General features: G+C 70.9%; 24 protein-coding genes, 1 tRNA gene and 1 pseudogene. 11 read left to right on the top strand and 15 right to left on the bottom strand.

The features are described from left to right. Positions 1–135: 135 nt before the first annotated feature. From AB0J93_RS21755 to AB0J93_RS21740, 4 genes are all read right to left on the bottom strand, one after another. Entirely contained in the window at positions 136–780 is a 645-nt protein-coding gene (locus AB0J93_RS21755; protein ID WP_363924134.1) for a hypothetical protein, read from the bottom strand. A 251-nt stretch (positions 781–1,031) separates the two neighbouring features. Continuing rightward, positions 1,032–1,571 carry a hypothetical protein gene (locus tag AB0J93_RS21750; RefSeq protein WP_363924133.1) on the bottom strand — a complete coding sequence of 180 codons (540 nt, stop codon included), beginning with the start codon at positions 1,569–1,571 and terminating at the stop codon, positions 1,032–1,034. After that, entirely contained in the window at positions 1,546–2,013 is a 468-nt protein-coding gene (locus AB0J93_RS21745) for a hypothetical protein (RefSeq protein ID WP_363924132.1), read from the bottom strand. The genes AB0J93_RS21750 and AB0J93_RS21745 overlap by 26 nt, the downstream gene beginning before the upstream one ends. Before the next feature lie 951 nt (positions 2,014–2,964). Continuing rightward, complete coding sequence (locus AB0J93_RS21740; RefSeq protein WP_363924131.1) at positions 2,965–3,597, bottom strand: helix-turn-helix domain-containing protein; 633 nt, start codon at positions 3,595–3,597, stop codon at positions 2,965–2,967. Here AB0J93_RS21740 and AB0J93_RS21735 point away from each other — a divergent pair. Further along, on the top strand, positions 3,569–3,973 hold the full coding sequence (locus AB0J93_RS21735) for a nuclear transport factor 2 family protein (RefSeq protein WP_363924130.1): 405 nt from the start codon (positions 3,569–3,571) through the stop codon (positions 3,971–3,973). The two genes, AB0J93_RS21740 and AB0J93_RS21735, sit on opposite strands and share 29 nt — an antisense overlap. Before the next feature lie 45 nt (positions 3,974–4,018). Here AB0J93_RS21735 and AB0J93_RS21730 read toward each other — a convergent pair whose 3' ends face one another. The 3 genes from AB0J93_RS21730 to AB0J93_RS21720 all read right to left on the bottom strand — a co-directional run bounded on the left by AB0J93_RS21730 (position 4,019) and on the right by AB0J93_RS21720 (position 6,032). Further along, positions 4,019–4,582, bottom strand: coding sequence for a histidine phosphatase family protein (locus tag AB0J93_RS21730; RefSeq protein WP_363924129.1), 564 nt, complete (start codon positions 4,580–4,582; stop codon positions 4,019–4,021). 244 nt (positions 4,583–4,826) lie between these two features. After that, on the bottom strand, positions 4,827–5,480 hold the full coding sequence (locus AB0J93_RS21725; RefSeq protein ID WP_363924128.1) for an SAM-dependent methyltransferase: 654 nt from the start codon (positions 5,478–5,480) through the stop codon (positions 4,827–4,829). An 87-nt stretch (positions 5,481–5,567) separates the two neighbouring features. Further along, on the bottom strand, positions 5,568–6,032 hold the full coding sequence (locus AB0J93_RS21720; RefSeq protein ID WP_363924127.1) for a hypothetical protein: 465 nt from the start codon (positions 6,030–6,032) through the stop codon (positions 5,568–5,570). 54 nt (positions 6,033–6,086) lie between these two features. On the opposite strand from AB0J93_RS21720, the gene AB0J93_RS21715 reads away from it, so the two are divergent. Beyond that, positions 6,087–6,623: a hypothetical protein gene (locus AB0J93_RS21715; protein WP_363924126.1), complete on the top strand. Its 537-nt coding sequence runs from the start codon at positions 6,087–6,089 to the stop codon at positions 6,621–6,623. Positions 6,624–6,630: 7 nt separating this feature from the next. Here the strand turns inward: AB0J93_RS21715 and AB0J93_RS21710 are convergent, their stop codons facing one another. Next, positions 6,631–7,005, bottom strand: coding sequence for a VOC family protein (locus tag AB0J93_RS21710; RefSeq protein WP_363924125.1), 375 nt, complete (start codon positions 7,003–7,005; stop codon positions 6,631–6,633). An 83-nt stretch (positions 7,006–7,088) separates the two neighbouring features. Continuing rightward, a pseudogene (gene pyrE, locus AB0J93_RS21705) lies at positions 7,089–7,612 on the bottom strand (orotate phosphoribosyltransferase). Between the two features lie 263 nt (positions 7,613–7,875). Here pyrE and AB0J93_RS21700 point away from each other — a divergent pair. Then, positions 7,876–8,343 (top strand): hypothetical protein, encoded by a 468-nt coding sequence (locus AB0J93_RS21700; protein WP_363924185.1) that lies wholly within the window; start codon positions 7,876–7,878, stop codon positions 8,341–8,343. A gap of 228 nt (positions 8,344–8,571) precedes the next feature. Here AB0J93_RS21700 and AB0J93_RS21695 read toward each other — a convergent pair whose 3' ends face one another. Further along, on the bottom strand, positions 8,572–9,051 hold the full coding sequence (locus tag AB0J93_RS21695) for a barstar family protein (protein ID WP_363924124.1): 480 nt from the start codon (positions 9,049–9,051) through the stop codon (positions 8,572–8,574). 277 nt (positions 9,052–9,328) lie between these two features. On the opposite strand from AB0J93_RS21695, the gene AB0J93_RS21690 reads away from it, so the two are divergent. Further along, on the top strand, positions 9,329–9,841 hold the full coding sequence (locus AB0J93_RS21690) for a hypothetical protein (protein ID WP_363924123.1): 513 nt from the start codon (positions 9,329–9,331) through the stop codon (positions 9,839–9,841). A 128-nt stretch (positions 9,842–9,969) separates the two neighbouring features. Here AB0J93_RS21690 and AB0J93_RS21685 read toward each other — a convergent pair whose 3' ends face one another. After that, a complete protein-coding gene (locus AB0J93_RS21685; RefSeq protein WP_363924122.1) occupies positions 9,970–10,260 on the bottom strand; it encodes a hypothetical protein in 291 nt (96 codons plus the stop codon). 97 nt (positions 10,261–10,357) lie between these two features. Between AB0J93_RS21685 and AB0J93_RS21680 the strand changes: the two genes are divergently transcribed. Further along, complete coding sequence (locus AB0J93_RS21680) at positions 10,358–10,735, top strand: hypothetical protein (RefSeq protein ID WP_363924121.1); 378 nt, start codon at positions 10,358–10,360, stop codon at positions 10,733–10,735. 273 nt (positions 10,736–11,008) lie between these two features. Here the strand turns inward: AB0J93_RS21680 and AB0J93_RS21675 are convergent. Next, positions 11,009–11,092, bottom strand: a tRNA-Leu gene (locus tag AB0J93_RS21675). 216 nt (positions 11,093–11,308) lie between these two features. Here AB0J93_RS21675 and AB0J93_RS21670 point away from each other — a divergent pair. The 5 genes from AB0J93_RS21670 to AB0J93_RS21650 all read left to right on the top strand — a co-directional run bounded on the left by AB0J93_RS21670 (position 11,309) and on the right by AB0J93_RS21650 (position 21,423). Continuing rightward, complete coding sequence (locus tag AB0J93_RS21670) at positions 11,309–14,143, top strand: tetratricopeptide repeat protein (protein WP_363924120.1); 2,835 nt, start codon at positions 11,309–11,311, stop codon at positions 14,141–14,143. Positions 14,144–14,352: 209 nt separating this feature from the next. Continuing rightward, a complete protein-coding gene (locus tag AB0J93_RS21665; RefSeq protein ID WP_363924119.1) occupies positions 14,353–16,977 on the top strand; it encodes a fibronectin type III domain-containing protein in 2,625 nt (874 codons plus the stop codon). Between the two features lie 25 nt (positions 16,978–17,002). After that, complete coding sequence (locus AB0J93_RS21660) at positions 17,003–17,998, top strand: MoxR family ATPase (RefSeq protein WP_204002867.1); 996 nt, start codon at positions 17,003–17,005, stop codon at positions 17,996–17,998. A gap of 15 nt (positions 17,999–18,013) precedes the next feature. Beyond that, positions 18,014–19,174, top strand: a complete 1,161-nt coding sequence (locus AB0J93_RS21655; protein ID WP_363924118.1) for a DUF58 domain-containing protein — start codon at positions 18,014–18,016, stop codon at positions 19,172–19,174. Further along, entirely contained in the window at positions 19,168–21,423 is a 2,256-nt protein-coding gene (locus AB0J93_RS21650; RefSeq protein WP_363924117.1) for a transglutaminaseTgpA domain-containing protein, read from the top strand. The genes AB0J93_RS21655 and AB0J93_RS21650 overlap by 7 nt, the downstream gene beginning before the upstream one ends. A 34-nt stretch (positions 21,424–21,457) precedes the next feature. On the opposite strand, the gene AB0J93_RS21645 is transcribed toward AB0J93_RS21650, so the two are convergent. After that, complete coding sequence (locus AB0J93_RS21645) at positions 21,458–22,294, bottom strand: SDR family oxidoreductase (protein ID WP_363924116.1); 837 nt, start codon at positions 22,292–22,294, stop codon at positions 21,458–21,460. Beyond that, on the bottom strand, positions 22,291–23,271 hold the full coding sequence (locus AB0J93_RS21640; protein ID WP_363924184.1) for an LLM class F420-dependent oxidoreductase: 981 nt from the start codon (positions 23,269–23,271) through the stop codon (positions 22,291–22,293). The genes AB0J93_RS21645 and AB0J93_RS21640 overlap by 4 nt, the downstream gene beginning before the upstream one ends. A 104-nt stretch (positions 23,272–23,375) precedes the next feature. Between AB0J93_RS21640 and AB0J93_RS21635 the strand changes: the two genes are divergently transcribed. After that, positions 23,376–24,239, top strand: a complete 864-nt coding sequence (locus tag AB0J93_RS21635; protein WP_363924115.1) for a DUF1028 domain-containing protein — start codon at positions 23,376–23,378, stop codon at positions 24,237–24,239. A 124-nt stretch (positions 24,240–24,363) separates the two neighbouring features. On the opposite strand, the gene AB0J93_RS21630 is transcribed toward AB0J93_RS21635, so the two are convergent. Then, the gene (locus tag AB0J93_RS21630; RefSeq protein WP_363924114.1) at positions 24,364–25,101 is read right to left on the bottom strand and encodes a maleylpyruvate isomerase N-terminal domain-containing protein; all 738 of its coding nucleotides are present in this window, start codon (positions 25,099–25,101) and stop codon (positions 24,364–24,366) included. Positions 25,102–25,105: the final 4 nt, after the last annotated feature.

Here is a 25,105-nt window from a genome sequence, read left to right as displayed (position 1 = left end):
TTCACCCCAGCCGACGACAACTGAAACCGAGATCGAGCCCAGACAGCTCCGATCCGAGCGCGGCCCCGCCACCATCCCCACAGGTTGCGGGGCCGCCTTCGGTGAACAACCGCTTCTGCCGCAGACCGAGTGTCGTTACGAGCGGACGAGATCGTAGGCCAGTGCCAGGTCGTCACCCCACGGCATGGTGTGGTCACGCTCAAACGCTCGATACAGTCGGTCGCGGACCGTCTCGCTGCGCAGCCAGGCGGCCAGCGTGGCCGGCCTCTGGTCCGCGAAGTTGAGTCTGTTCACAGTGTCGGCCAGGTGGCGTTCTGCCGCCGAGCTGTGCGTGACGTCCCAGATACCGAGGAATCGCGTGACGCTTTCATCGCCGGCGACGACCGCGTCGAGGAAGGTGGTCGGGTCGAGGAACGACCCGACCTGCGACGGGTACGTCGCTAGCAATGACCGCCACACCGCATCCAGGTAGCCGTCAATGGCGTCCTGCTCGGCTTCGGGCCAGGCGCGCCACTGCTCGCGACGCAGCTTGCCCAACATGATTGCTGGGTCGAGTTCCGTGGAGGTGGCCAAGCGCCCCAGCAGCAGGGGCAGCAGACTCTTCAGGTCGTCACGGCTGCCGACCGTATTGCCGAGGCTGATGGCCAAAGAGAACAAGTCCTGACCGTCGACCGGCGCCTGCCCCCGGCAATGCGGGCAGCCATCGAGCACCGCGCTGTCCGGGTACCGGACGAACGCCTCCTGGAGTCGTGCTACCGCCACAATCAGATCGCCGTCCACCGGCCGATTTTCGCAGCCCGCACCGGTTCAACATCGGCGACCTCGGCGAGGAACACGGCCACCGCCTGTTGCGCGGCAAGTGAGACAGCTCCTCCTCTTGTTGTCGCCAGAGCCTTCGATCGGGCATGGACGACCACGACGGTGGGACTGGCCAGCGCCAGCGACCGTGCGATAGGGCATCAGTGGCTCAGACAGCGTGAAAAAGTCGGTTGATCAGCTGCGCACAACTCCCGCGTAGAACGTGTGCCTGATCAAACGGGACGCCAGCCGCTCAGACGCCATGGCTCGCCGGTGGTGTACGGCTCTGGCTCGCCTGATACGGCCAGAGCAAGCCCGGAATCGGTGGTCAGGTGCAGCCAGCCGTCTTCGTCGATCCACGCGGTGTCGATCGTTGTGTTGTTGAGTGCCGCGGCTGTGGTCAGCCAACGAATGTCGTTCTCTACGCCGCCGCTGGTGGAGGTGGTTGTCTCGATGGTCCAGGAAGCGTCGATGTACAGGCGAGTCTCCTGGGCGGGTGTGGATCGGTTGTCGCAGAGCCCGACGAACGGCCATGTCTGCCGAACTCCGATCTCCACCACGAAGGAGCCCACGATCTGGTCAACATCCATGAGCACATGATCCTGCACCTGGTCACCGGTGCACTGATCTGTAGCCGCGAAGCGTTCGTCACCGAGGGTGATAGTGGAGCCGGCCGACATTCGCGTGCGATCGGATCGAAGAGCGCGCGGCTGTCGTCCCGTACAGGTGCTCACCTTGCGGTGGAAGTCATTCCAAAGCCGCTCGCGCCGCATCGAGGAAGTTCAGACGAGGTTCTTCGAGTAGATCCCGGACACTCTGACCTTCAGGCGCTCCCTGCCACACCGCGCCGTTGAGCAACAGGAAGTAGACGCGGGCTGCGTCGTGCACCGGGATGGGAAACAGCAGCCGGATCATCCGCTCCGCGACCCAGAAGCGGTTCATCACATCCTGCGTCCGTGTCGGCCATGCATCGCCGTCCTGCCACTGCATTGGCCGGGAAAACGCGCAGCGCTCGGCCTCGGCCCCGACGTCTACGAACCGTTCCAACATCGCCAGTCGCTCAGCTCGCCGCCTCTCCGCCAGCGCAAGATCCTGTTTGTATTGCTCGATTTGCGCGGCCGTTCGTTGCGTCGTCCGCTGCACCATATAGGACAGACCGCCACCGATCGCGACTCCGCCCAAGGATATCGCCGCCGTCCATATCTCGACTGCCATGGAGGCATCATGGCCGGGACCGCAGAGCGGCGTCGACCCGCATGCGGCGGACAGAGACCCGGCAATCTGCCGAGGACCGACCGTAAGGTCCAGCCGGACAGACAGGCCAGCGTGTCGCCCACCGCAGGGCGATACACCAACCCTGGGCCTTCCGAGGACCGTATCCGCTCATGCCGCCGGGCGGGCGCGCTGAGGAGACCGGCCCCTTAGGGGAGTCCTGCCGTAGACGGTCGACGGGAGAGCCGACTCTCAACGTTCGGTCGTGACGATGGCGGTGACCAACAGCAGGACGCCGATCGTGATCTGCGTGCACAGGGCACCGAAGAAGAGCTTCGGGCGGCTGACGAACAGACGAAGTACTCGGAATGGCCCCGGCAGCGTTCTGCCTACTCGTAGCCGACGCTCGACCCACAGCCGTAGGACGAGATTTCCGAGGGCGAACGTAAGGAACAGAACCCCGAGGAGACCGAGCGGAGCCTTCGGTGATGCGTCTGCGGAGCTGCTAAGGCCAATGGGGATCACAGACCGACGCTCGCACGGCTTTCGAGCCTTGTAAAGATCGTCAGCACGTCACTATCGCTTGTCGACCGGACGGCGGCATCCGTCCTGACGAATTATGCGGGAGTGACTGACTGCCTCGATCTGTCAACTCCGACTGCCCGCATCTGCCGCCGATCGCGCGCTACGCGTGTCACCACAGCTGGATCGAGCCTGCGCCCGGTCGTAGCCGATTTGCGGATGCTCGATCAAGCATCGGAAGGTGCATCGGGCAGCCCGGCCGCTGTGGTCGAGGTAGGGTCGCTGGCCCAGCGCGTCGGCGGCGTCCGGGCGTTCACCGCTGACTCGACCACCTGCGTAGTGAGGACATCCCGCAGTGGTACCGCGTCGCCTTGACGACGATTCGGTCGATCGGTGCCTGCCAAGGGCGCGCCTGATCCACGACGCTGGCGGTCAGTCTTGCTTCAGGCCGGCGAAGATGACCGTGAGCGTACGGGCTTGCAGCTGCTCGTCCCATCCACCGTGCAGGGCCCCCTGGCACACGCTGGCAAGGAGCGCCATCACCTCGGGTAGCCGTATCGGGGCGGCTACGGCCCCGGTGGCCTGGGCCTGTTCCAGCAGCTTGCCCACCGCCTCCTCAAGGTGACCGACCGCGTCCGGCAGCCGGATGTCCACTCCCGACCCGGCAAGCAGGTCGACGACGGTTTTCTTCGCTGCGGCCTGCGCCACGAGATGCGTGAAAAACGCGAAGAGGTCATGTTTTCCGGCCTCCTCGACGAGCTGCGCGAGCAGCCGCTTCATGAGCGCGGCGAGCAGGTCGTTCTTAGTGGGGAAGTGACGAAAGACCGTGCCGATGGCAACGCCGGCCCTTCGGGCCACCTGCTCGGTTGAGGCGCGCGTGCCGAACTCGGCGAAGACCGCCTCGGCGGCGTCCAGGATGCGTGCTCGGTTGCGCTGCGCGTCGGCACGCAGCGGTGGCCCCTCTACCAAAATGAGTCTCCACTCATTATCCTCGGTCCTGCAAGTCGAGTCATGACTCATTATCCAGGAGGACGACATGACACCAAGCGAGATCTTCGACAGCATGCGCGCGCGATGGCTCGCGAACCTGCCCACCTACGACGCAGATTCGCTCGCCGACGACGTGGTGATCGAGACGCCGTTCGCCGCACCCGGCCGCACTACGCGCATCGAGGGGAAGCAACGCGTCCTTGAGTACACGCAAGCGGGCCGGGCGCTGTTCCCGGTCCGGTTCGACGACTGCCGCAACGTGGTCGTGTACGAGACCGCTGACCCCGAGGTGATCGTGGTTGAATACGAACTGGTCGGCATGCACACGGCGACCGGGGTAACCGCCTCGGCGCCGTTCATCGGAGTGCTGCGGACCCGGGACGGCAAACTGGCCCACTGGCGCGAGTACCAGCACACCCTCGCCATCGCTCAAACCGTCGGGCAGGCATAGGCCTGGATCAAGATCCGGCTGCCCATGGCGATGAGCGAATGCCGGCTACAGGTGCCCAGTGTCGTTGAAGCTGACCAAGGTCGGCGGTCGGTCGGAATCCCACTGCACGATGGTGATGGCGCAGTTGGCCTGGTTGAGGCCAATCCACCGCCACTCCGGGGCGTCAAGCATGTGGCGGACGAACCACCCGATGACGAAGTTGTGCGTGATCAGCAGTTCGTGCCGGTCGGTGTCGCCGGCGACACCGAAATGTGCGACGGCAGCTTGCAGGGCCGTGGCGTCTTCGTCGCGTTCGTCGTGGGGCACGCCGTCGAGCCAGGCGTGCCACTGGTCCGGGTATCGGCCGCGTTGCCCTGCTGAGGGCACCGGCGTTCGGTCCGCTACGAACTCGCAGCCGTGTCGCGGCACCTGTGGGAGGTGGCCGGCGACGACGTCGGCGGTCTGACTCGCCCGCGCCAACGGGCTGTGATGGATCGCCGAGAAAGGCACTGTGCGCAGCCGCCGGCCCAGCCGGTCCGCCTGCTCGCGGCCGAGTTGGGAAAGGCCTCCGTCCAAGGCCGCCGGATCCTGCTCGCCATGGCGAACGAGGTACAGCTGTGTACGAGCCACCGTGGGCCACCCTTAAGGTCCTTGTGCGACGAAGAGCACGATAGATCAGGGAGGCACGAGACGATGGGGCCGAGAACGCGGCTAGGTGCACTCTTCTGGCCGCGCTTGGTCAGCTAGCGCTTCTACCCGGAGCGGTAGCGGGTGTCGGTCGGCTGGCCTTGGGCGCGGTAGCGGGTCCGGGACGAGCGGATGTCTTACCCGTCGCTGGTTGTTGTCGTTGGACGGCCAGGGGGAGCGCCGGCAGTCAGATGAAGCTGAACATTCGTGTGCCGGACGGCATCGGTGGGACAGTTGCGGGGCGGGTGGTGAGCCGGTGCATGCCGACCCGGAATCTGGCGTCGGCGGGGCTGGTGAAGGACATTTCGCTGAAGCCGTGCTCGGCGAAGCAGGCGCGGACGTCGTGACTGGGGTCGTGGCCGTCGTCGGTGCGGCCTCGGGTCCAGATCACGATGCCATCGGCGAGGACAAGGGTGTGCAGCATCGCGATGGTCCGGCGTACGTCGTTGACCGTGATGTTGCCGAACACGCCGCAGGCCAGGAGCAGATTTGCGGGCTGGATGTCCACGTAGGTGTCCGTCGCGCCGGCGTCTGCGGTGCGCACGTCGATCCGGGGCAGGCCGAGGCCGATGGCTGCGGTGCGGGCGCGCTGTGACAGTGTCGGGTCACGTTCGATGAGCAGGGCGTCGACGGTGCGACCGCCGTCATGTTCGGCAAGGACCGGCAGCACGTCGCGTCCGTCACCGGCGCAGATGCTGATCAACCGTTGGACGCCGTGTTCATCGTGGGGTGCTTCGGCCAGTGCCCGGCGAAGGTCGTGCTGGACGACGCGCAGTCTGCGCGCCAGCGACGAGTTCGGGGAGTCGTACTCGTGGTGCCACCGGAGCCAGTCCTTGGTCACGACGGCATTCGACCAGCAACGAACGACGAGATCCGTAGGGGACGCCTGCCCCGGCCACGTCCGGTCCACCGGTCGCCCTGCCCTGGGCTACCGATGTGCGGCGTTCTGTGCGGGCTGGAGGGTGGCGGCGATGAGGCGGAGTTGTTCCGGCGACAGTTCACCTCCGTGACGGCGGTAGGTGTGCCGTCCGAGGCTGACGAGGGCGTCGTCGACGTATGTCCATCGGCACGGTGCCCAGTACCTGCGGCTGTTGAGCAGTTGGTCGCTGACCTGACGCACGTCGGATCGGGCGCCGAGCGTGGCCAAGGCTTCCGCGACCAGGTCGACGGCCTTGTGCGGGCGGCTGCTGTCGGCGCAGGCCGGAACGAGCAGGAGCAGCCGCTCGGCCGGGGTGTGATCCGGATCCGGCTGATGCGCTGCGGCGACGACTTCCGGCCATGCGAACGCCGGCCCGCGGAAGTGTCCTTCCATGGCGGCGAGGCGGATCGACGCGTCGCCGGTGCCTGGATCGAGCACGTAGTCGACGCCGCCCTCGTCTTCGACGTTGCGCATGATGACATGCAGGCGACCGGGCCCGGACAGTGGTAGCGAGAACACCGGCCATCTGTGCGGGTCGAGGAAGACGTCGACGATCTGCTCCAGGTCGGCTGGATCGACGTCGAAGGCATCCGGTGCCGGCCCGCGATCCAAGTTTGTCTTGACGAGGAGTTGCCCCGGCTGATCGACGTCGCTTTACGGCATCCCACCGCCGTCGCTCGTGACGCCTGCGTTGTAGCCCTGGTTGTCGTCTCCGCCGTATCCCTTGCCGCGGATATTGCCCCTGTGCCGGTGACGCTGGTCGCGTCCGCTCTGGCGGATGGCGCGGCGAGCTGCCCTCAGCGTTCGATCGGACCTATCCGCGTTTGCCCGTTGTCGGAGAAACAGCGCGAGGCCGGCAATGACAAGAAGGACGGCGACCAGCGACCCGACGATGAACCACGCCCCTCTATTCATGGCACCGATCGTAGGTACGACAACAAGGCTGCCGTCGCCGACCTTGGACAGCCGTCGACTGACGGCAGGAAAGCCTCTTGCGCTGCTGCCCGGCGGTACAGACGACAAGATCAGGTGCACGCTCATGGCCGCGAAGTGGTCGTCACTTGAAGTGATGTCAACGTTGGCTTGGTACGAGGCAGAATGGGTGCCCAGCCGGGTCGAGGAGTATCCGGAACCGGTCTCCACCCGGTTGGTGCTCGGGCTTGGCCGCACCCAGTTCCAGCAGCATGGCCTCAGCCGCGCCGATGTCCTCGACTGCGAAGTCAAGGTGCAGTTGCTGGGGGACGCTCTGCCCGGGCCAGTGTGGCGGCTGGTAGTCGTTGACTCGCTGAAAGCCAATGAACAGCCCGTCCTCCCGGGATAGCCCGGCAAACTCGTCGTCTGACTTGGGGTGCAGTGCGTGTCCGGTGACCCGCTGGTAGAACGCGGCCAGTTCCAGTGGGTCGGCGCAGTCGAGCGTGATCGCCACGAGGGTCAGCGTCGAGCGCACGGCCACTCCTTCAGGCCTCATGGATCGGCTCTCCCGACATCGCCGCATACTCTCATGCGCGAATCGAGTCGGCACCGGAGTTGTCACGCCATCAGGGATGCTTCCAAGTCGTGTCGGGTAAGGGCGGCGTGGAGTTGTAGCGCCTCGGCTGCCAGGTTCTCGCGACCGCCTTGTTCACGGTCGACGGCGCAGACCACGGTGTCCACTTGGGCGCCGATGGCGCGGAGTTGTCCGCACGACGCCAGTAAGGCGCCTCCGGTGGTGACGACGTCTTCGATCAGGACGATCCGCCGTCCGTTCACGGGACCGCCTTCGGCGACCTTGCTGGTGCCGTACTCCTTGGCGTGCTTTCGTACGAAGACCGTGGGCAGCCCGGTCAGTTGTGACATCACGGTGGCGAGGGGATACCGCCCATCTCCATCCCTGCCAACACGTCGCACTCCGGTAGCAGTGCCACCATCGCTTCGGCGACCTCGCGCAACAGATCCGGCTCTCCCTCGAACAGGTACTTGTCGACGTACTCCTCGCTGACCTGCCCGGAGCGCAGACGGAACCGTCCGGTCAGATGGCAGGTGTCGTAGACGCGGCGCGCAAGCGGGTAGGTCACCCCCTCAGCCTCGCATCCGGGCCTGAATCGGGAACACCGTGCCGGTGGCAGCATCGTCAGAATCGTTGTGTCCTGAGCTCTTACGTGTACGCGCCTCTGCCGCACCAACTGTGCGTCATCGAAGGTGACGCCGGTGCCGGTCGCCGGCGTCCGGAACGGGCCGTTGGGCGGGAGTCGACGGACTGGGTGTCTGCACGACACCGGATTTGCCCTGCGCGGCTGGCCGACATCGGCGCTGGCGCGGGTCATAAGCTCGCTGGGTGATGGGCGAGGAAACTACGGAACGTGTCATCGATCGCCTGATCCTGGCGTTGGCGGCGCAACTCGACACGTCGGGACGACCGGTCCTGGCGGCCAGCGCCGCCGAGGCGCTCGCCGACTTGAGCAGAGCCCAGGCCGATGTCATCTTCGGCCAGGCGGGCCATCTGGTTCACTACGGCGCGGACACCGAACCGCTGAAGACTCTCATCCACGCGATCACGGCCATCCAACGCGATGAGGCTCCGGCGGATGCTGCGGTCAAGCCGGGTGACGAAGTGCGACTCGTGGGCGAACTGCCCGAGAGCCTTACCGACTACGACGAGACGTGGCTACGCGGGACCACGTTCGTCGTCCGCTACGTCGACACGAACGCGATGGTCGACGTGCAGCCGGACCTGACCGAGGATTACCTGATAGCGACGGTGCCGGCCGCCAGCGTGGAACCCATGCGAAAGCAGAACATTCCGTAGCATCGCCGCATCGGCTCAGGTACGACTGTCGTCCATGCGGCCGGAGGATACGTCGGCGCTAACCATGATGTGGGACGCCTGAGGGCGAGCGTGCCTGCTCACATCCGCTTCTGGCGCCGACCGGGCATCGTCCGTCGGTGACATCGTCGCACTCCGTGCGCTGTGGTTCGACGGCTGGAGTCCTCGGCAACCCGGTCGCCGTCGCCGGACTTGCGAGAGGTTCGGATTTCAGTGCCTCTTCTGGAGTGCTCGGCTGATGTCTTGCCGCAGATGCACCGCTTCTTCGTCCCGGTCACACAGCAGCAGGACCTTGAACGGGACGACCTTTCCCTCCGGTTGCCGGAGAGGGCTGGCCCAGTGGTGAACTGCCCGGGCGAGGACGCGGAAAAGTGTGTGCCGGTCCTGGGAACTGTCCCGCAGCAGCTCAGGAGCGTTGTCGATGATCACCAGGTAACCTGCCGCCGGCAGCCAGTGCAAATCTCTGAGGCAGTCGGACAGTGCGTCCCAGTTCCAGCCGAAGTAGCTGGGAAAGAGCAAGGCGTCCGAGAAGTCGTAGAAGACCTGACCGGCATCCGCCATCCTCGGGCCGTCGAGGCGGGCGACCACGAACCTGCCGGACGCCGGTAGCACCGCGGCCAACTCCACCAGCGAACCACGCGAGCAGACCACGAGCGGTTCCCTGGAGCGATGCCACGCTTCGTCCGTCATCCTGTCCACCTCGATCGACGTCCCCCACAGCAACTACGGCACCGTGCGCCAGCCGCACCAGCTCCAGTCTGCGAGGAAAGCGAAGCAGCAGGATAGAGCCGCCCGCCGGACGACCGGATCTGCCGCTCCGGGTGGACTGGTGTTCATCACCGGTCGTGACGCACGGTGATGTATGACTACCTCTCCTGCTTCCGCTTCCCCTGTCGTGCTGGCCGATCAACTCGTTGTGCACGCCGCGGTGTCGGCTTTCCTGGGCCGCTACCGTGGCCAGACTCGCGTGCACACCGAGTCCGACCTACGTGTCTTCCTACGCTGGTGCACCAACCACGACCTGGACCCGCTGGCCACGGTGCGGGTGGATATCGAACGGTACGTGCGCTGGCTGCAAGACGTCCGCCGGTACCAGCCCTCGACCGTGTCCCGGCGCCTGTCGGTCGTGGTCGGTTTCTACCGGGTCTGCGTCATCGACGCGATCCTGGAGCACTCGCCGGCCGACTACGTCCGCCGCCCCACCGTGCCGGCCGAGTCACCGACCCTCGGACTCGGGCACCTCCAGTTCGAAGCCCTGATCACCACCGCCCGCAAATCTTCGAACGCGAACGACTTCGCTCTCATCGCCCTCCTGGGCCTACTCGGCCTGCGGATCTTCGAAGCCTGCGGGTCGAACATCGCCGACCTCGGTGAGGAACACGGCCACCGACGTACACCCACGGCACCTGGGGAGCAGGCGAATCGCGCGGGCAGCCCTGCTCGGTCGGCAGGCTCGGCGTCGGCCTCCGCGGCTGTTTGAGCGAGCTGACGTACTTGCATCAGGGACGGCAAGGTGATCGGTCGGTGCCATAGGGTTACCGGCATGGGCATTGACGAGACGCTGGACCACCAGGGCATGGCGATCGAGCTCATCGACGCCTTCACCGCTCACGCGCCGCTGGCCTGACCGCTCTCACCAAGACTGGGCGAGCCGAGCAGCTGCGAGCCCGACAGGCGCTGTACGACTACATCGACAAGATCTGGGAGCAGGCGAAGGCCCGTGGCCTGAACCCGGCGATCCGGCCAGAATGGAACGTCGTCGCCGGGCTGCGTGATCTGACCAACGCGCTGGTCGAACAGGCAGACCAGGCCGAAGCCGAAGCCGACGACGAGGACTGACCCGGCAATGAGCGCCGGCCACGAACACGACGAGGCGATCCGGAGACTGATCGCCAGCATTGGGCAGGTCGGGCGGGTCTCCGGCAGCGAACCGTGGCGCGCAGTGCTGCTCCGGCTGACAGGCAACCGGTGGCCGCAGCGACGCGGTTGGCCGGTTGTGCCCTGGCTGGCTACGCCGTGGCAGGACACCGTCTCGGCGGAGCGGCCCGGCTGGCGGATGCGAGCGGCGAACCTACGCGGCCGCACCGACGACGGCCTCGATCGCGACGAATTCGCCTTCGCCGTCGACTACCAGCTTTGCCGCCGGTGCCGGATCGGCTGGGTGGAGCAGCCCTACACCCAGCCCGCCTACCAGCGGCGTGGCCTTGCCGCCGCAGGTATGGCAGCGCTACACGAGGAGAATCCCGGCTTCACCTGGCACAACCCTGGGCGGGCACATCGACGGCTCCCGCCCTTCTGGGACACCATCGGCGCCGACATTCCCGACGGCTACCGGCCGCGCACCGTATGCGAGCAGGTCACCGCGGGCGGCTAACGGCGCGCTCACCCACCCCGCTGGCGATCCGACGCCCAGCTCCGGGCCGGTCGGCCGCTTTTCGGCGTAGCTAAGGCTCGCCCCATCCCGCAGGGGCTGACCCAGGCCAGCACGCCCACGGCGGTCATGGTAAGCGCCGACCGAAATGCGCCGCTGATGGCCAATGTATCGATGCGGAACTCGCACCCACCGGTGCACGCCCAGCTGCCCGTACCAACAGCCTGTAGTATCAGTGCATGCGCACTCAAAGTGCGCACCAATGCGGAAAATCTGTGTCCGAGGGGGGACTTGAACCCCCACGCCCTATACGGGCACTAGCACCTCAAGCTAGCGCGTCTGCCATTCCGCCACCCGGACCTACTTGCCCAGCCTACCGTGTCAGCCTTGGTGATCCCATCATCCGTAGGCCGCCCGGTGGGCTGCACGGGGAGTTACTGTACACGCCGCAGGTGGATCATGCACATCGGCATCGGGGGCCTCGCCCGGCCGTCCTCGCAGGGTCCTGCGGTGGGCTTTCGGCGGGTGTGTGCGCCGGGTAGCGTCGAGGTGCCCGTACCCGGCAGCATGGGCCTCGTGCCCCATGCCTCTCCCCTGGCCGTCGCTCAGCAACGGGCTCTCGCGCTGCGTGGTGCGGGTAACCTCGCCGCCGCCCGTGACCTGCTGGTCGATGCGGTCGAGTCCACTCGGCCGCCGTTCAGCAAAGATCATCCGGACGTGCTCAGCACCGCTCATCTGCTGGCCAGGCTGCATCGGGAGGCGGACGACCCGAGCGCGGCCCGACGGGTGCTGGAGGAGGCGTTCGCCGCCGGGGAGCGCCGCTGGCCGCATGCCGATCCGCTGATGCTGGCGTTGGCCTTCGAGCTGGGGTCCGTCGCGGACGAGCTGGGCAATCGCCACGAGGCACGCCGGAACTACACCCGCGTGGCCGCCGCCGGCCCCGCCGTGCTCGGTGCCGACCATCCGGCGGTACGGACGGCACGGGAGTATCTCGGCGACGCCGCGCCCGCCCCTCAGCCTGCGGTCCCCGCTGCCCCCCAGCCTGGTCCAGCGAGCCAGCCTTCCCGGGGAGCGCTGGACGAACCGACGGTGTCCCTGGCCGCGCTCTCCACGCTGTGGAAGCCACACGACGCGTCGACGGCAGCACCGGCACGTCCCGCCTCCGCTTCGACGTCGCCATCTGCCGCCATCGATCATCCCATTTCCGGCGGTCCTGGAGCAGCGACCGTCCCTCCCCCGCCCAGCTCACCACTCGAGTCCGCCGTGCTGTCGGCACCGGTCGTTCCCGGGACACCGCCGACCTCGGCCGAGCCGGGACGGCCCGCCCCACCACCGATTCCGTCACCACCCACCGTGCCACCAACCGCGCTGCCGCAGATCCCGCCGGCGTCCACCACGGTGCCGCAGATCCCGCCGCCCACCGTGCCACCAACCGTGGCGTCGCAGGTCCCACCATCACCCGCGGCGCCACCGACGGTCGCGCCGCAGGTCCTGAGGCCAACCTCACCATCACCCGCTACGCCGCCTGGCCCACCTCGCGTACCGCCGTCGATGGTGCCGCCGTCAGTTACGACGCCGTCCGCCCCACCGCCGACCGGCGTGCCTGCGCCGCCGGTGGTGCCGCAGGCGCGGACGGCTTTTCATGATCAGTCGACTCACCCGGTTGCACCTCCGGTCGACCGGGCCCGATCGGCTGGGGCGCCACCCGCGCCGGTGGTTTCGGCTGCCGCCCTGGCCGGGCCGGCAAGCGGGGTGCCGGCCCCGTCGTCGCCCGCTCCGCCCTACCCCGCACCGTCGGTCGCGCCGCCCGGCCCGTCTCCGGCCGGACCGGCTCCGCGCCAGCCGATCGAGGACGACGAACAGACCGGCGTACTGCGGTCCTCCCCGGCCGCCGGCGGGGCGGCGGGCGTCGAGTCTGCCTCGACCGGGCATCCCGAGTGGGCCCGGCCCACTATCCGGGTGCAGCAGATCGGGCCCCTGCTGGAGGAGGAAGCGGCACGGGCCGGCCGTACGCCTGAGCCTCCGGCACCGGCGGACGGTATGTCCTCACCGGTGAGCGCGTCCCCGGCCTGGTCATCGGCGGTCACCGAGCCGCCGGCCGAGGGGCAGCCGGTCAGTGCGCCACCTGCCTCGGCCTGGTCGGTCAGCGCGCTACCGGCGCTGGGGCAGCCCGCCGAGGCGGCCTGGAGCCAGGCCCAGCCGATCAGCGCACCACCGGTCAGCGCACCACCCGTGAGCGCACCACCGATCAGCGCACCACCCGTCAGCGCGCCACCGACCAGCGCGCCGCCGGGTACGCCCGGGCCTCCGCAGGGCACCGCACCGGTCAGCCCGACGGCCGGCCCGCACGACCTGACCGCACCGTTGCCGCAACCCGGCCCGACCAACGCACCACAAGGCTGGGCACCGACAAGCGGTCCACCCCTCAACGCGCCGCCCGTGAGTGCGCCACCGGGTACGCCCGTGCCTCCGCAGGGCACCGCACCGGTCAGTCCGACGGCCGGCCCGCACGACCTGACCGCACCGTTGCCGCAACCCGGCCCGACCAGCGCACCACCCGGCTGGGCACCGCCGGCCAGCGGACCACCCGGCTACCCACCGCCGACCGGTGGGCCATCTGGGTATGCGCCGACCAGCGGAGCGCCCACCAGCGGGCCGGGCGGCTACCCGCCGACCGGCGGAGCCGCCCACCCCGTACCTCCGTCGTACGGGTCGGTGAACGGTGCCGGCTCGTACGAGGGCCCGGGTGGCGGACCCAACCCGTACGGGCCGGGGAGTGGTGTACAGCAGCGTGACCCCCGGCTGGCGGGTCCGGGTCATGGAGCCCAGCCGCCCGGCGCACCGACGTATCCGCAGTCCGGCGGTCACGGTGCGCCGCCGCCCTATCCGGGTCCGGCCGCGCCGCCGGCCTGGGGCCAGTCCGGTGCTCACCATCCGGGGATCGCCGCGCCGTACCAGGGGCCGTTGGCGATGCCGACGGCGGAGCCGGCGCCGGGTCGTAACCGGGTGGCGATCGTGGTGGCGGTGCTGGCGGTGCTGGTGGCTCTGGCCGCGGTGATCGGGGTGGGTTTGTTGGTCCTGGACCGACAGGCCGCACCGCCGTCGGAACCTTCGTCGGCGCCGACGTCGCCGCCGGGTTCGGTCGGTCCGCCTCCCGGTAACCTGACGATGCGCGACGACACTACGACGATCACGTTGACCTGGACCGACCCGTCGGACGGGCTGGTGCCGTTCATGGTGGCCGGTGGGCGCACCGGGCAGTCGCTGGGCATGATGGCCACGGTGGACCCGGGTCGGACCAGCTACACGGTCAACGGGTTGAGCACGCGGGTGAACTACTGCTTCGCGGTGCTCGCCGTCTACGACACCGACCAGTTCGCCACCTCCGACCAGGTGTGCACGTCGCGGTAGGCCGACCGGACCTGACCGAGTGGCGGTGCGAGCGGTCCCGGTCGGACGGTCGTGGCGGGACACGCCGACGACACGCCACGCTGGGTGTCCACAGCCGGACGGTGCGGGTTCCCGGGGTCCGCAGGGTGACCATATGATGGCTCCCGGCTCAGGGGAGGGGTCGCCGTCCGGGGCGCCACCTGCCGAGACGACACGGGAGGCTGCCGGCTGTGGCGAGCATCGACGAGGCCGTTCCGACCCGCACCCCACGATCCCGGTCCCGGGTACGCGGTGGTCTCGTCACCGTGGGTACGGTGCTGGCGCTGCTGGCGGCGATGGGGCTGACCGTGCTCGGTCTGGGTTCGGCGGACAACGCGGTGGCCAACTACGACGCGAGTTCGTGGCTGTGGAGTGCGGCGCGCAGTGAGTTGGCGCGGGTCAACGGGGTCACCGCCCGGGTGGACACCCGGATGGAGGTGCCGGCGGCGCGGCGGCATCCGATGCAGGTGACGCAGACGGACCGGCTGCTGGTGCTGCGGGATCTGAACACGGGTCAGATCAGCGCGTTGGATCTGGCCACGTTGCAGATCACCGCTACCACGCCGACCACTCCCGGGCTCGGGGTGAGTGTGGCGTTGCACGAGGACGCGGCGTTCGTGGTGGACGCGGTCCAGGGTGTGGTGCGGCAGTTGGATCCGCGCTCGCTGGCCCCGGTGGGCGAGCCGGTGCGCTATCCGCCGGGGATCACCGGTGGCGCGTTCGACGGTGCGGGCCGGCTCTGGGTCGCGGTGCCGGCGGAGGGCACTGTCTCGGCGATCACTCCGGCGGTGCTGCCGTCGGAGGCGGCGGACTCGCCTGTGGGTTCACCGCGGGTGCAGACGTACGACGTGGCGGAGGCGAGCCACGAGCTGGTCGTCTCCACCTTGGACGACGGGGTGGCGGTGCTGGACCGCACCGCCGGGGCGTTGGTGACCGTCGTGGACGGTACGACCCGGCGCACGCCGTTGGCGTCGACGTTGACCGGGCCGGGCATCCTGCCGGTGCGTACCAGCGGGCCGGTGGTGCCGGTGACGGTGCCCGGGCAGCGGCAGGTGCACGCGATCGGCGACGGCGGCCAGGTGCGGTCGTTCACGGTGCCGGGCGATGGTGACCGGCTCGGTCCGGCGGTGGCCTGGGCCGGGCGGTTCTACTGCGCGGACGAGGCGGCGGGCACGGTGTACGCGTTCGACGCGGCAGGCCAGCTGACCGACACGATCCGGGGCCGGTGGGGTGGCCCGCTGGAGCTGGAGGTGCGGGAGAACTACCTGTTCATCAACGCACCGGACGCGGCGACCGCGCGGGTGGTCGATGATTCGCACCAGGTGCGGGAGGTCGACAAGTACGCCAACGACGTGCTCGGTGGCGATCCGCCGCCGGAGCCTCCGCCGCCACCTCCGCCGCCGCCGCCGAAGAAGCCTCAGGTGAACAAGCCGGGTGCGCCGCGCAACGTGAGCGCGGCGGCCGGCGACGCGCAGGCCAGGGTGAGTTGGCGGCCGGCGGCGGCCAACGGCGCCGAGATCATCCGGTACGTGGTGGAGGGTGCCGGGCAGCGCCTGGAGGTGGGCGCGAACCAGCGGTCGGTGGAGGTCACCGAGCTGACAAACGGTGAGACGTACCGGTTCTCGGTGCATGCGGTGAACGCGAAGGGCGCCGGTCCGGCCCGGACCAGCAATCCGGTGACGCCGACCGCGGACGTGCCGGACGCGCCGACCGAGGTGACCGCCGAGGCGCGGGCGGACGGGACGGTGGTGGTGACGTGGCCGGAGGCGAACGGTCAGGGCAACACGATCGCCCGGTACGCGGTGTCGGCGACCTCGGCGGGCGCGAACGCCCCGGTCGGTGAGGCAACCGGCACCGAGTTGGTGGTGAAGGCCGGTGAGCTGGAGTACGGCACGCAGTACGCGTTCACGGTCGTCTCGGTCAATGACAAGGGCGCGGCGTCGGAGGCGTCCCCGGTGAGCAACACGGTGGTGCCGTTCACGGTTCCCGGTGAGCCGGTGGAGTTGCGGGCGAGCACGGTGGCCGACCAGCCGGGGACGGTGGCGGTGCAGTGGGCGCCGGCGGTGGCCAACGGCCGGCCGGTGACCGGCTACGTGGTCGAGGTGGGTGACAAGCGCAGCGAGGTCACCGACACCCGGGCGACGGTCGGTGGGCTCGGTGACGGGCAGAACGTGACGGTGCGGGTCCGGGCGGTCAACGAGGCCGGCGAGGGTGCGCAGGCCACGACGACGGCGCGTACGGTGGCCGCGCCCCGGGTGACGGTGACCGGTTCGTCGGCGACCGCGACGGCGGCGACCGTGACGTTCACCGTGGACGCCGGTGGTGGCCAGGCCAGTTGTACGCTGTCCCGGTCGGGTCAGCCGGCGAAGAGTGGCCCGTGTTCGAGCATCACGATGAGCGGGTTGGCGCCCGGCACCAGCTACACGTTCACGGTGACGGCGACCAACGCCGCCGGCAGCGGCACCGCCACCAGAGCGCAACAGACCGACGCCCTGTACGGCATCGCCACCTGCGAGAACGGCCCCGACGGCGACCAGCGCACCTACTGCAACCGGGACCGCGACGGCCGCAACGGCAACGAGATCTTCTCGGTGCCCCGGCAGGACAACGACCGCCAGGTCGGCTGGGCGGAGCCGGGCACCCGGTTGAAGGCGTACTGCAAGGTGCGGGGCACGGACATCGACTCCTGGATCTACAACGACAACAAGCAGAGCACCTGGTGGGTGCAGGTCGAGTACAGGGGACGTAACTACATCCCCTGGGCCTGGCTCAACCTGGAGGGCGGCGACGACATAAACGTTCTGCCCACCTGCTGATCCACCCCAGGCGAGGAGCACCACGGTGAACAGCCAGGAACCGCTCACCCAGCAGGAGGTGCAGGGCTTCGCCGCCCTGGCCGCCCGGCTGGCCGAGAACGTCAACACGGTGGTGCTCGGCAAACCGCAGGTGGTGCGGCTGGCGTTGACCGCGTTGTTCGCCCAGGGGCACGTGCTGCTGGAGGACGTGCCCGGGGTGGGCAAGACGACCCTGGCGCGGGCGATCGCGGCGACGGTGAAGGGGCAGTGGCGGCGGATCCAGTTCACGCCGGACCTGCTGCCCTCCGACGTGTCCGGGGTGACCATCTTCAACCAGGCCACCCGGGGCTTCGAGTTCCACCCCGGCCCGGTCTTCGCCAACATCGTCATCGCCGACGAGATCAACCGGGCGTCGCCGAAGACGCAGTCGGCGCTGCTGGAGGTGATGGAGGAGCGGACGGTCACCGTCGACGGGGTGCGGCATCCGGTGCCGCAGCCGTTCCTGGTGGTGGCCACCCAGAACCCGGTGGAGATGGACGGTACGTACCGGCTGCCCGAGGCGCAGCTGGACCGGTTCCTGGTGAAGTTGTCGGTGGGGTATCCGGACGAGTCGGTGGAGGTGGAGGTGCTGCGCGGGGCGACGGTCCGCTCCCCCGAGGCACTCGCGGCGGTGACCGACACCGCCACCGTGGGCGAGATGGTGCGGATGGCCCGGCGGGTGCACATCGCCGAGCCGCTGTACGCGTACGCGGTGCGGCTGGCGGCGGCCACGCGCACCCATCCGCAGGTTCGCGTCGGGGTCAGTCCACGCGGGGTGATCGCGTTGACCCGGGCGGCGTGCGCGTACGCGTTGATCGACGGCCGGGGCTGGATCATGCCGGAGGATCTGAAGACGCTCACCGAGCCGGTCTTCGCGCACCGGCTGCTGCTCACTCCCGATGCCCAGGTGCGCGGGGTGACCGCCGCGGACGTGCTGCGGCAGGCGGTCGCCTCGGTGCCGGTGCCGCTGCCGTCGGGCCAGCCGGCCCCGGCGCACCACTGACCGGCGAGGTCTGGCGTGGGGATCACCGCCCGGGGCATCGGTCTGCTCGTCGCGGCCGTGCTGCTGCTGGGTGCGGGTTTCCGGTTCGGGTACCCGGAGTTGACGTTGCTCGGCGCGGCGGCCGGAACCGCCGTGGCGGTGGCCCTGGTCGCCGCGGCCCGGCGGCCCCGGCTGCTGGTGTCCCGGCAGGCCGATCCGGACCGGGTGGCCCGGGGCGAGCCGGCCGCGATGACGTTGACCGTCCGCAACGCGGGCCGGATGGGGGCGGCGAGCATGCTGGCCACCGACCGCTGCGGTGACCAGGTGGTGCCGGTGCCGGTGCTGCGGCTGCGACCCGGCGCGGACACCACGGTCAGCTACCCGGTGCCGACGAGCCGGCGCGGGGTGGTGCCGGTCGGGCCGCTGCGGGTGACCCGCCGCGACCCGCTCGGCCTGGTGGTGCTGGCCCGCTCCTACGGCGAGGTCGTGCCGGTGTGGGTGCACCCGCGTGTGCATCCGCTGCGGGCGGTGCCCACCGGCGCGGGCCGCAGTCTCGACGGGCGGGTCGACGCGGTGCCGCACGGTTCGATCACCTTCGACTCGCTGCGCGACTACGTCGTCGGCGACGAGTTGCGTCGTGTGCACTGGCGCACCAGCGCCCGGGTGGGTGAGCTGATGGTGCGGGAGAACGTGGACACCAGCCTGCCCCGGATCGTGGTGCTGCTGGACAACCGGGCCGTCGCGCATCCGGATCGGGTCGGCGGGGTGGCGGAGTCGTTCGAGTCGGCCTGTGAGGCGGCGGCGTCGGTGGTCACCGCGGCGGTCCGTGAGGACCTGCCGGTGGTGCTGCTGTTCGTCGCCGCCGAGGACACTTCCGCCGGATCGATCGGTACCGGTCCGAGTGGACCGCTGGACCGGCTGGCGGCGGTGGCACTGACCGGCGAGGGCACGCTGGAGGCCGCGGCGGCGCGGCTGCGCCGCGACCGGCTCGGCGACACCCTTGTCGTGCTCACCGGACCGGGCGCGGCCGAGGATCTGGGGCACGTCGGCGCGCTGCGCGGCGCGTACCCGTCGGTGTTGGTCGGGATCTTCGGGGCGGGGCAGCCGACGCCGCCGGGCGCGGCCGGCCTGGTCGTCGTCGACGCGGCCGACGGGGCGGCCTTCGCCGCCGAGTGGGACGGGGTACGCCGGTGGTGAGGCTGCTGCGGGCGGTGGCGGTGCCGGCCACGCTTGTCGTGCTGGTCACGCTGGCCGGTGTGGTGCTCGGCCGGGTGTACGCGGGGTCGCTGCTGACGATGCTGGTGGCCGGCGCGGCGGTCGGGTCGGTGCTGGTAAGCGTGGTGACCCGGCGGCTGCCGTCGTGGCTGGTGGCGCCGGTGTCGGTGCTGGCCATGCTCGGGTGGACGGCGGTCTGCCTGCGGGTGGCCGCCGCCGACGCGCAGGTGCCGGGCGGGTTCGTCGAGGTGGCCGGCGACGCCGCCCGTAACGCCATTCCCCGGCTGCTGACCGCGATGATCCCGGTGGAGGCCACGCCGGACACGGTTCTGCTGCCGGTGGTGGCCGCCTGGCTGGCCGGGTTGGCCGGCGCGGAGGTGGCGTTGCGGGCCGGGCGGGTGCTGCTGGGCTACCTGCCGCCGGTGCTGCTGCATGTCGGTGCGGTGTACGTGGTCGGGCCGAACGCGCAGCCGGCGATCGGTGCGACGGTGGCGTTGGTGGTGACGGCCGCGCTCGGGTTGGCGGTGTCGTCCCGACCGGCGGGCGGTGACCCCGCCGACGGGCTCGCCCCGGCGGTGCGGTCCGGGGTACGGGCCCGACTGGCGCTGGCCTCGGCCGCCGGTACGGCAGTGGTGGTGGCGCTGGCGGCGTTGCTCGGCCCGGCGGTGGCCGCCCTGGTGGACACCCGGCCGGTGGATCCCCGGCGGTATGTGGAGCCGCCGCAGGTGGAGACGCTTGACGAGAATCCGCTGATCCGGATCTCCGGTTGGGCGTTGAACCCGGAGCAGGAACTGTTCCAGGTGGCGACCGACTTCCCCGGCGGATCCGGCCCAGCCGACCCGGCCGACGGTGCGGCGACGGGCAGTGCCGGGGTGCGGATCCGGCTGGCCGTGCTCAGCGACTACGACGGGGTCACCTGGCGGGTGGGCGCGACCTACCGCAACGCCGGCCGGATCCTGCCCGCCCGCGAGCCGGCCCCGCACGCCACGGTCGAAACCGTGCGGCAGGAGATCACCGTGGGTGACCTGAGTGGACGGCTGCTGCCTGCGGTGCCCACCCCACGCGAGGTCAGTGGCGCCCGGGTCGCCTACGACCCGGGCACCGGCACGCTGATCCGTCCCGACGGTCTCGCCCCCGGCCTGCGCTACACGGTGACCTCGGCCCGGGAACGCCCCGACGCCAACCTGCTGGCCACCGCGAACACCCCGGCCGGCGACGCGGTGGCCCGGGTGCTGCACGTCCCCGACGGGGCCCCCGAGCAGTTGCGGCGGCTGGCCACCCAGTTGGCCGAGGAGAACGGCGCGCCGTACGCGCGGGCGGCGGCGATCGAGCAGTGGCTGGCCGAGCACTACCGGCTGGTCGCCGACGCGCCGAGTGGCCACGCCTACCCGAATCTGGCGTTCTTCCTGTTCGGGCCGCGCAACGGTGGCGGGCAGCGCGGCACGTCCGAACAGTTCGCGGCGTCGTTCGCGGTGCTGGGTCGGCTCGCCGGGCTACCGACCCGGGTGGTGGTCGGCTTCGCCGCCCCCGGGTCGGGTCCGGTGCGGGCCGCCGACGCGTACGCCTGGCCGGAGGTGCTCTTCGACGGCCTCGGTTGGGTGTCGTTCGACCCGCTGCCCCGACCGGACGAGCAGCCCCGCCCGGTGGAGGAGGACTTCCGCCCCCAGCCGGAGGACCCGCCACCGTCGGAGCAGCCGGAGCCCACCCTGGAGCCGACCGCCTCGCCACCGGCGCAGGCCGCTCCCGGTGGACCCACCGACAGCGGCGGCGTCCCGACGCCGGTGCTGGTCGCTGGCACCGGCGGTGCTCTGCTGCTCGTCGTCGTGGCGCTGCTGGTCACCCTCGCCGGGCTGCGCCGGGCGCAGACCCGGGCCCGGTTGCACCGGGGCGACCCCGGCCACCGCATCGCCGGCGCCTGGCGGGAGCTGACCGACACGTTGCGGTTGGCCGGCCGGCCGGTCGCCGCCGACCTGTCCGCCACCGAGGTCGCCGCGCAGGCCCGGCAGGCCCTGACCGACGTCCGGCCGCCGGCCGCGGCGTACGGGGCAGTCGATGAGCTGGCCCGGCTGGTCAACCAGGTCAGCTTCGCTCCCGGCACGGCCGACGAGGAGCAGGCCGGTGCCGCCGCCGCGGCGGCCACCGCCTACACCGGGGCGGTACGAGCGGCGCGTCCCCGCTGGCGGCGACTGCTCTGGTCGGTGCACCCGGGCCCGCTGCGCTGGCGCCGCTGAGCCTTGCCCCGGGTGCCATTGCCGAGAACGCCACCTACGGTGATGCTGCCGGCTTCGGCGGCGGCGGCGCGTCCTGATCGACGGCGCGCAACCGGCGGACGAGTTTGCGCAGGCCGGACTGCCAGCCGTCGGGGTCCTCGGCGCGACGGCGGGCGTAGTCGGCGACCTCCGGGTGCGGCAGGATCAGGAACCGCTCCTCCGCCATGCCCGCCACCGCCGCCGCAGCCACGTCGTCCGGGCTGAGCACCGCGCCGGAGGCCGCGATGACCCGGGCACCCAGATGACCGGCGGCCAGTCCGTCGGCCAGCATCGCCGTGTCGACCCCCTGCGGGCACAGCGCGCTGACCCGGATGCCCTGGTCGCGGTAGGTCACCGACAGCCACTCGGCGAATCCCACGGCGGCGTGCTTGGTGGTGGTGTACGCGGCGTCACCGACGGCGGTCAGCACCCCCGCCGCCGAGCAGGTGTGGAGCAGGTAGCCGCTGCCCCGGGCGAGCATCGCCGGCAGCACCGCCCGGGCGGCGTACACGTGGGCGAGCACGTTGACCTGCCAGGACCGTTCCCAGCCGGCGTCGTCGACCTCCACTCCCCCACCGCTGCTCACCCCGGCGTTGGCGCAGAGCACGTCGATCCGGCCGTGGCGGCGCTCGGTGTCGGTGACCAGGGCGCGTACCTGCTCCTCGTCGGTGACGTCGACGGCGACCCCACGGGCCCGCGGGCCTACGGCTGCGGCGACCGCCTCGGTCGCGGCACCGTCCAGGTCGGCCAGGACCAGCACGGCGGCTCCCTCCGCGGCGAACCGCCGGGCCAGCGCCGCACCGATCCCCCCGGCCCCGCCGGTGATCACCACTACCCGGTCGGTGAGGTTCACACCGACTCCTTCGCGTCGCGCCCGAGCCGGGTGACAAGCGTGGCCAGGGCCACCGGATCGGTGGCGGTGACCTCCGGCGTGGGCAGCAACGCCAGCACCGGTACGTCCACCCCGGCGTCGACGTACCGACTCACCTGTGCCCGGCACTGCTCGGGTGAGCCGTGCAGGATCAACGCGTCGACCACCTCGTCCGGGATCGCGGCCAGGGCACCGCGCCGGTCGCCCGCCGCCCACGCCGCCCACATGTCGGCCAGCGCCTCCTGCCGACCGAGCCAGCGGTGGAACTCCGCGTACGCGGGCACGGTCAGATAGCTGGTGATCATCCGCCGGCCGAGGGTGCGGGCGTACCCGGCATCCTCGGTGGGACAGACGAAGATCCGGGCGACCACCTCGAAATGCGGACGCCGGTGCCCCAACTCGGCCACCGCCCGGGGCACGTCGGTGGCGGCGAGCCAGTTGAGGATCACTCCGTCGGCCTCGGCGGCGGCCAGCCGCAGCATGCCCGGACGCAACGCGGCCAGCAGCAGCGGCGGCGGCACCACCGGCGGCCGTTCCAGGGTGAACCGGCGGACGGCGAAGGTGTCGAAGGCACCGTCGACGGTCTCGCCGCGCAGCGCCGCCCGCAGGAAACGCAGCACGTCGCGGGTGCGCCGGAACGGTTCGGTGAACTCCACGGCGTTCCAGTCGGAGACCACCACCGGCGAGGACGCGCCGATGCCGAGGGCGAACCGGCCGGGGGCGACGTCGGCGAGCGCGGCGGCGCTCATCGCCAGCAGGCCGGGGCCGCGGGTGAAGGCCGGTGTGATCGCGGTGCCCAGCCGCAGCCCGGGCTGCCAGGCGGCGGCCAACGTCAGCGGCGTGAACGCGTCGGCCCCGTTGACCTCGGAGGACCATACGTCGGTGTAGCCGGCGTCGGCGAGGGCCGCGTACACCGCGGCGTGGTCAGCGAGCGGGATCCCGCCCAACGGCACCGTCATTGCCCATCGCGTCGTCATCGGTCGATGGTGCCCGCCCCGGCGTCGTCGGGCAAGGTCGTCGCGGCGGCGGCCACAGGACCGTCACCAGCGTTAACCTTCCGAGCGTGACCTTCTCGCTCGTGGCCCGCTCCGACGACGGCCGGCTGCACGGCATCGTCGTGGCCAGCCGTTTCCTGGCTGCCGGGGCCCTCGTGCCGGGCGCCGCAGCCGACGTCGGCGCGATCGCCACCCAGGCGCACGTGAACCTGGCCTACCGGCCGCAGGGGCTGGCGCTGCTGCGGACCGGTGTATCCGCCGCCGGTGTGGTGGCCGGCCTGGTCGCCGCCGACCCGGAACGCGATCATCGGCAGCTCGGTGTGGTGGCGGCCACCGGGCCGGGTGCCACCTGGACCGGTGAGCACTGCCGGGGCTGGGCCGGTGGGCAGACCGGCGACGGCTGGGCGGCGCAGGGGAACATCCTCACCGGTCCGCAGGTCGTCGACGCGCTCCGCGACGCCTGGCTGGCCGGCACCGGCCTGCCGTTCGCGCAGCGGCTGCTCGCGGCGCTGCGCGCCGGCGAGGCCGCCGGCGGCGACCGGCGGGGCCGGCAGAGCGCGGGGCTGCTGGTGGTGCGCCGTGGCGGCGGGTACGGCGGCACCGGCGACGCCATGATCGACCTGCGGGTCGACGACCATCCCGACCCGATCACCGAACTCGACCGGCTGCTGGCGGTGCACACGCTGCTGTTCACCCGGCCCGATCCGGCCACCCTGCTGGACCTGACCGGTGCGCTGGCCGGCGAGGTCGCCGGTCTGCTGACCGCGCTCGGGTACCCGGCCGATCCGGCGGAGCCCGAGGACTCGTTGGTCGCCTGGGCCGGGTTGGAGAACCTGGAGGAGCGGCTGGCGCCCGGCCGGATCGACCCGGTGGTCCTGGCTCACCTGCGTGCCGCCGCCCCGCACGTGCCGGCACCCCGCACCGCCGCCTGACCCACCACCGGCCGGCCATGCCCGGGCAGCAGCGGCAGCCCGACACCGCCACGCCGACGCCTGACATACCGGCTACCGGGCCAGCGGCGGCTCGCGCGGGCGGTGCGCGGCGGTCGGGTGCCGGTCAGCCGCCGAAGGCGAGCAGTCGGATGCCGGCGGCGTCGAGGGCGTCCTGCTCGGCCCGGCTGCGGGGGCTGCGGCCGGTGGCCTTGCGGATCAGGGTCAGCCGGTCCCAGCCGAGATCCGCCGGCAGTGCCCGCCCGCCGGTGAGCAGGTCGCCGATCACCCGGGCGGCGGTGGGGGTCAGCCAGGGCGGCCGGTCCAGCGCCTCGGCCAGGTCGAGGCCGTGCACGCCGACCTCCACCACCCGGGTACGCAGGAACTCCGGCACCGTCATCGCGTCGCCGTGCCGGGTGCGTACCACCCGGTCGGCGGGATGGGCGTCTACCGCGGCGAGGGTGGCCCGCCACGCCCGGTCGAAGTCCGCGGCGAGCACCGCACCGGGCCGGCTCGGCGGGGATCCGGCACTGCCCGAGGCAGCCCCGCCCCGGGCGGCCTCGACACGGGCGGACTCGACACGGGCGGACTCGACACGGGCGGACTCGACACGGGCGGCGTCCACCTCCGGGAGGAACTTCGCCGCACCGAAGTAGCCGGCGGCGTCGACCTCGGCCGGACCGGGCACCGTGGCGCGCAGCATGTCGGCCAGCCGGCCGGCTCCGGTGCGGACGTGGGCCAGCAGGTCGGCCACCGTCCACGGCGTGCAGCGGGTCGGGCGGTCGAGGTCCGCCCGGTCGAGGGTACGCAGCACCGTGCCGAGCCGGTCGCACTCGTCGTGGAACGCCGACCGTACGACGCTCATCCGG

This window comes from Micromonospora sp. NPDC049374 (assembly GCF_040677165.1).
Taxonomy (GTDB): Bacteria; Actinomycetota; Actinomycetes; order Mycobacteriales; family Micromonosporaceae; genus Micromonospora.
Note: the sequence above shows the minus strand (reverse complement) of the source record. Positions and strands in the feature narration are given on the sequence as shown.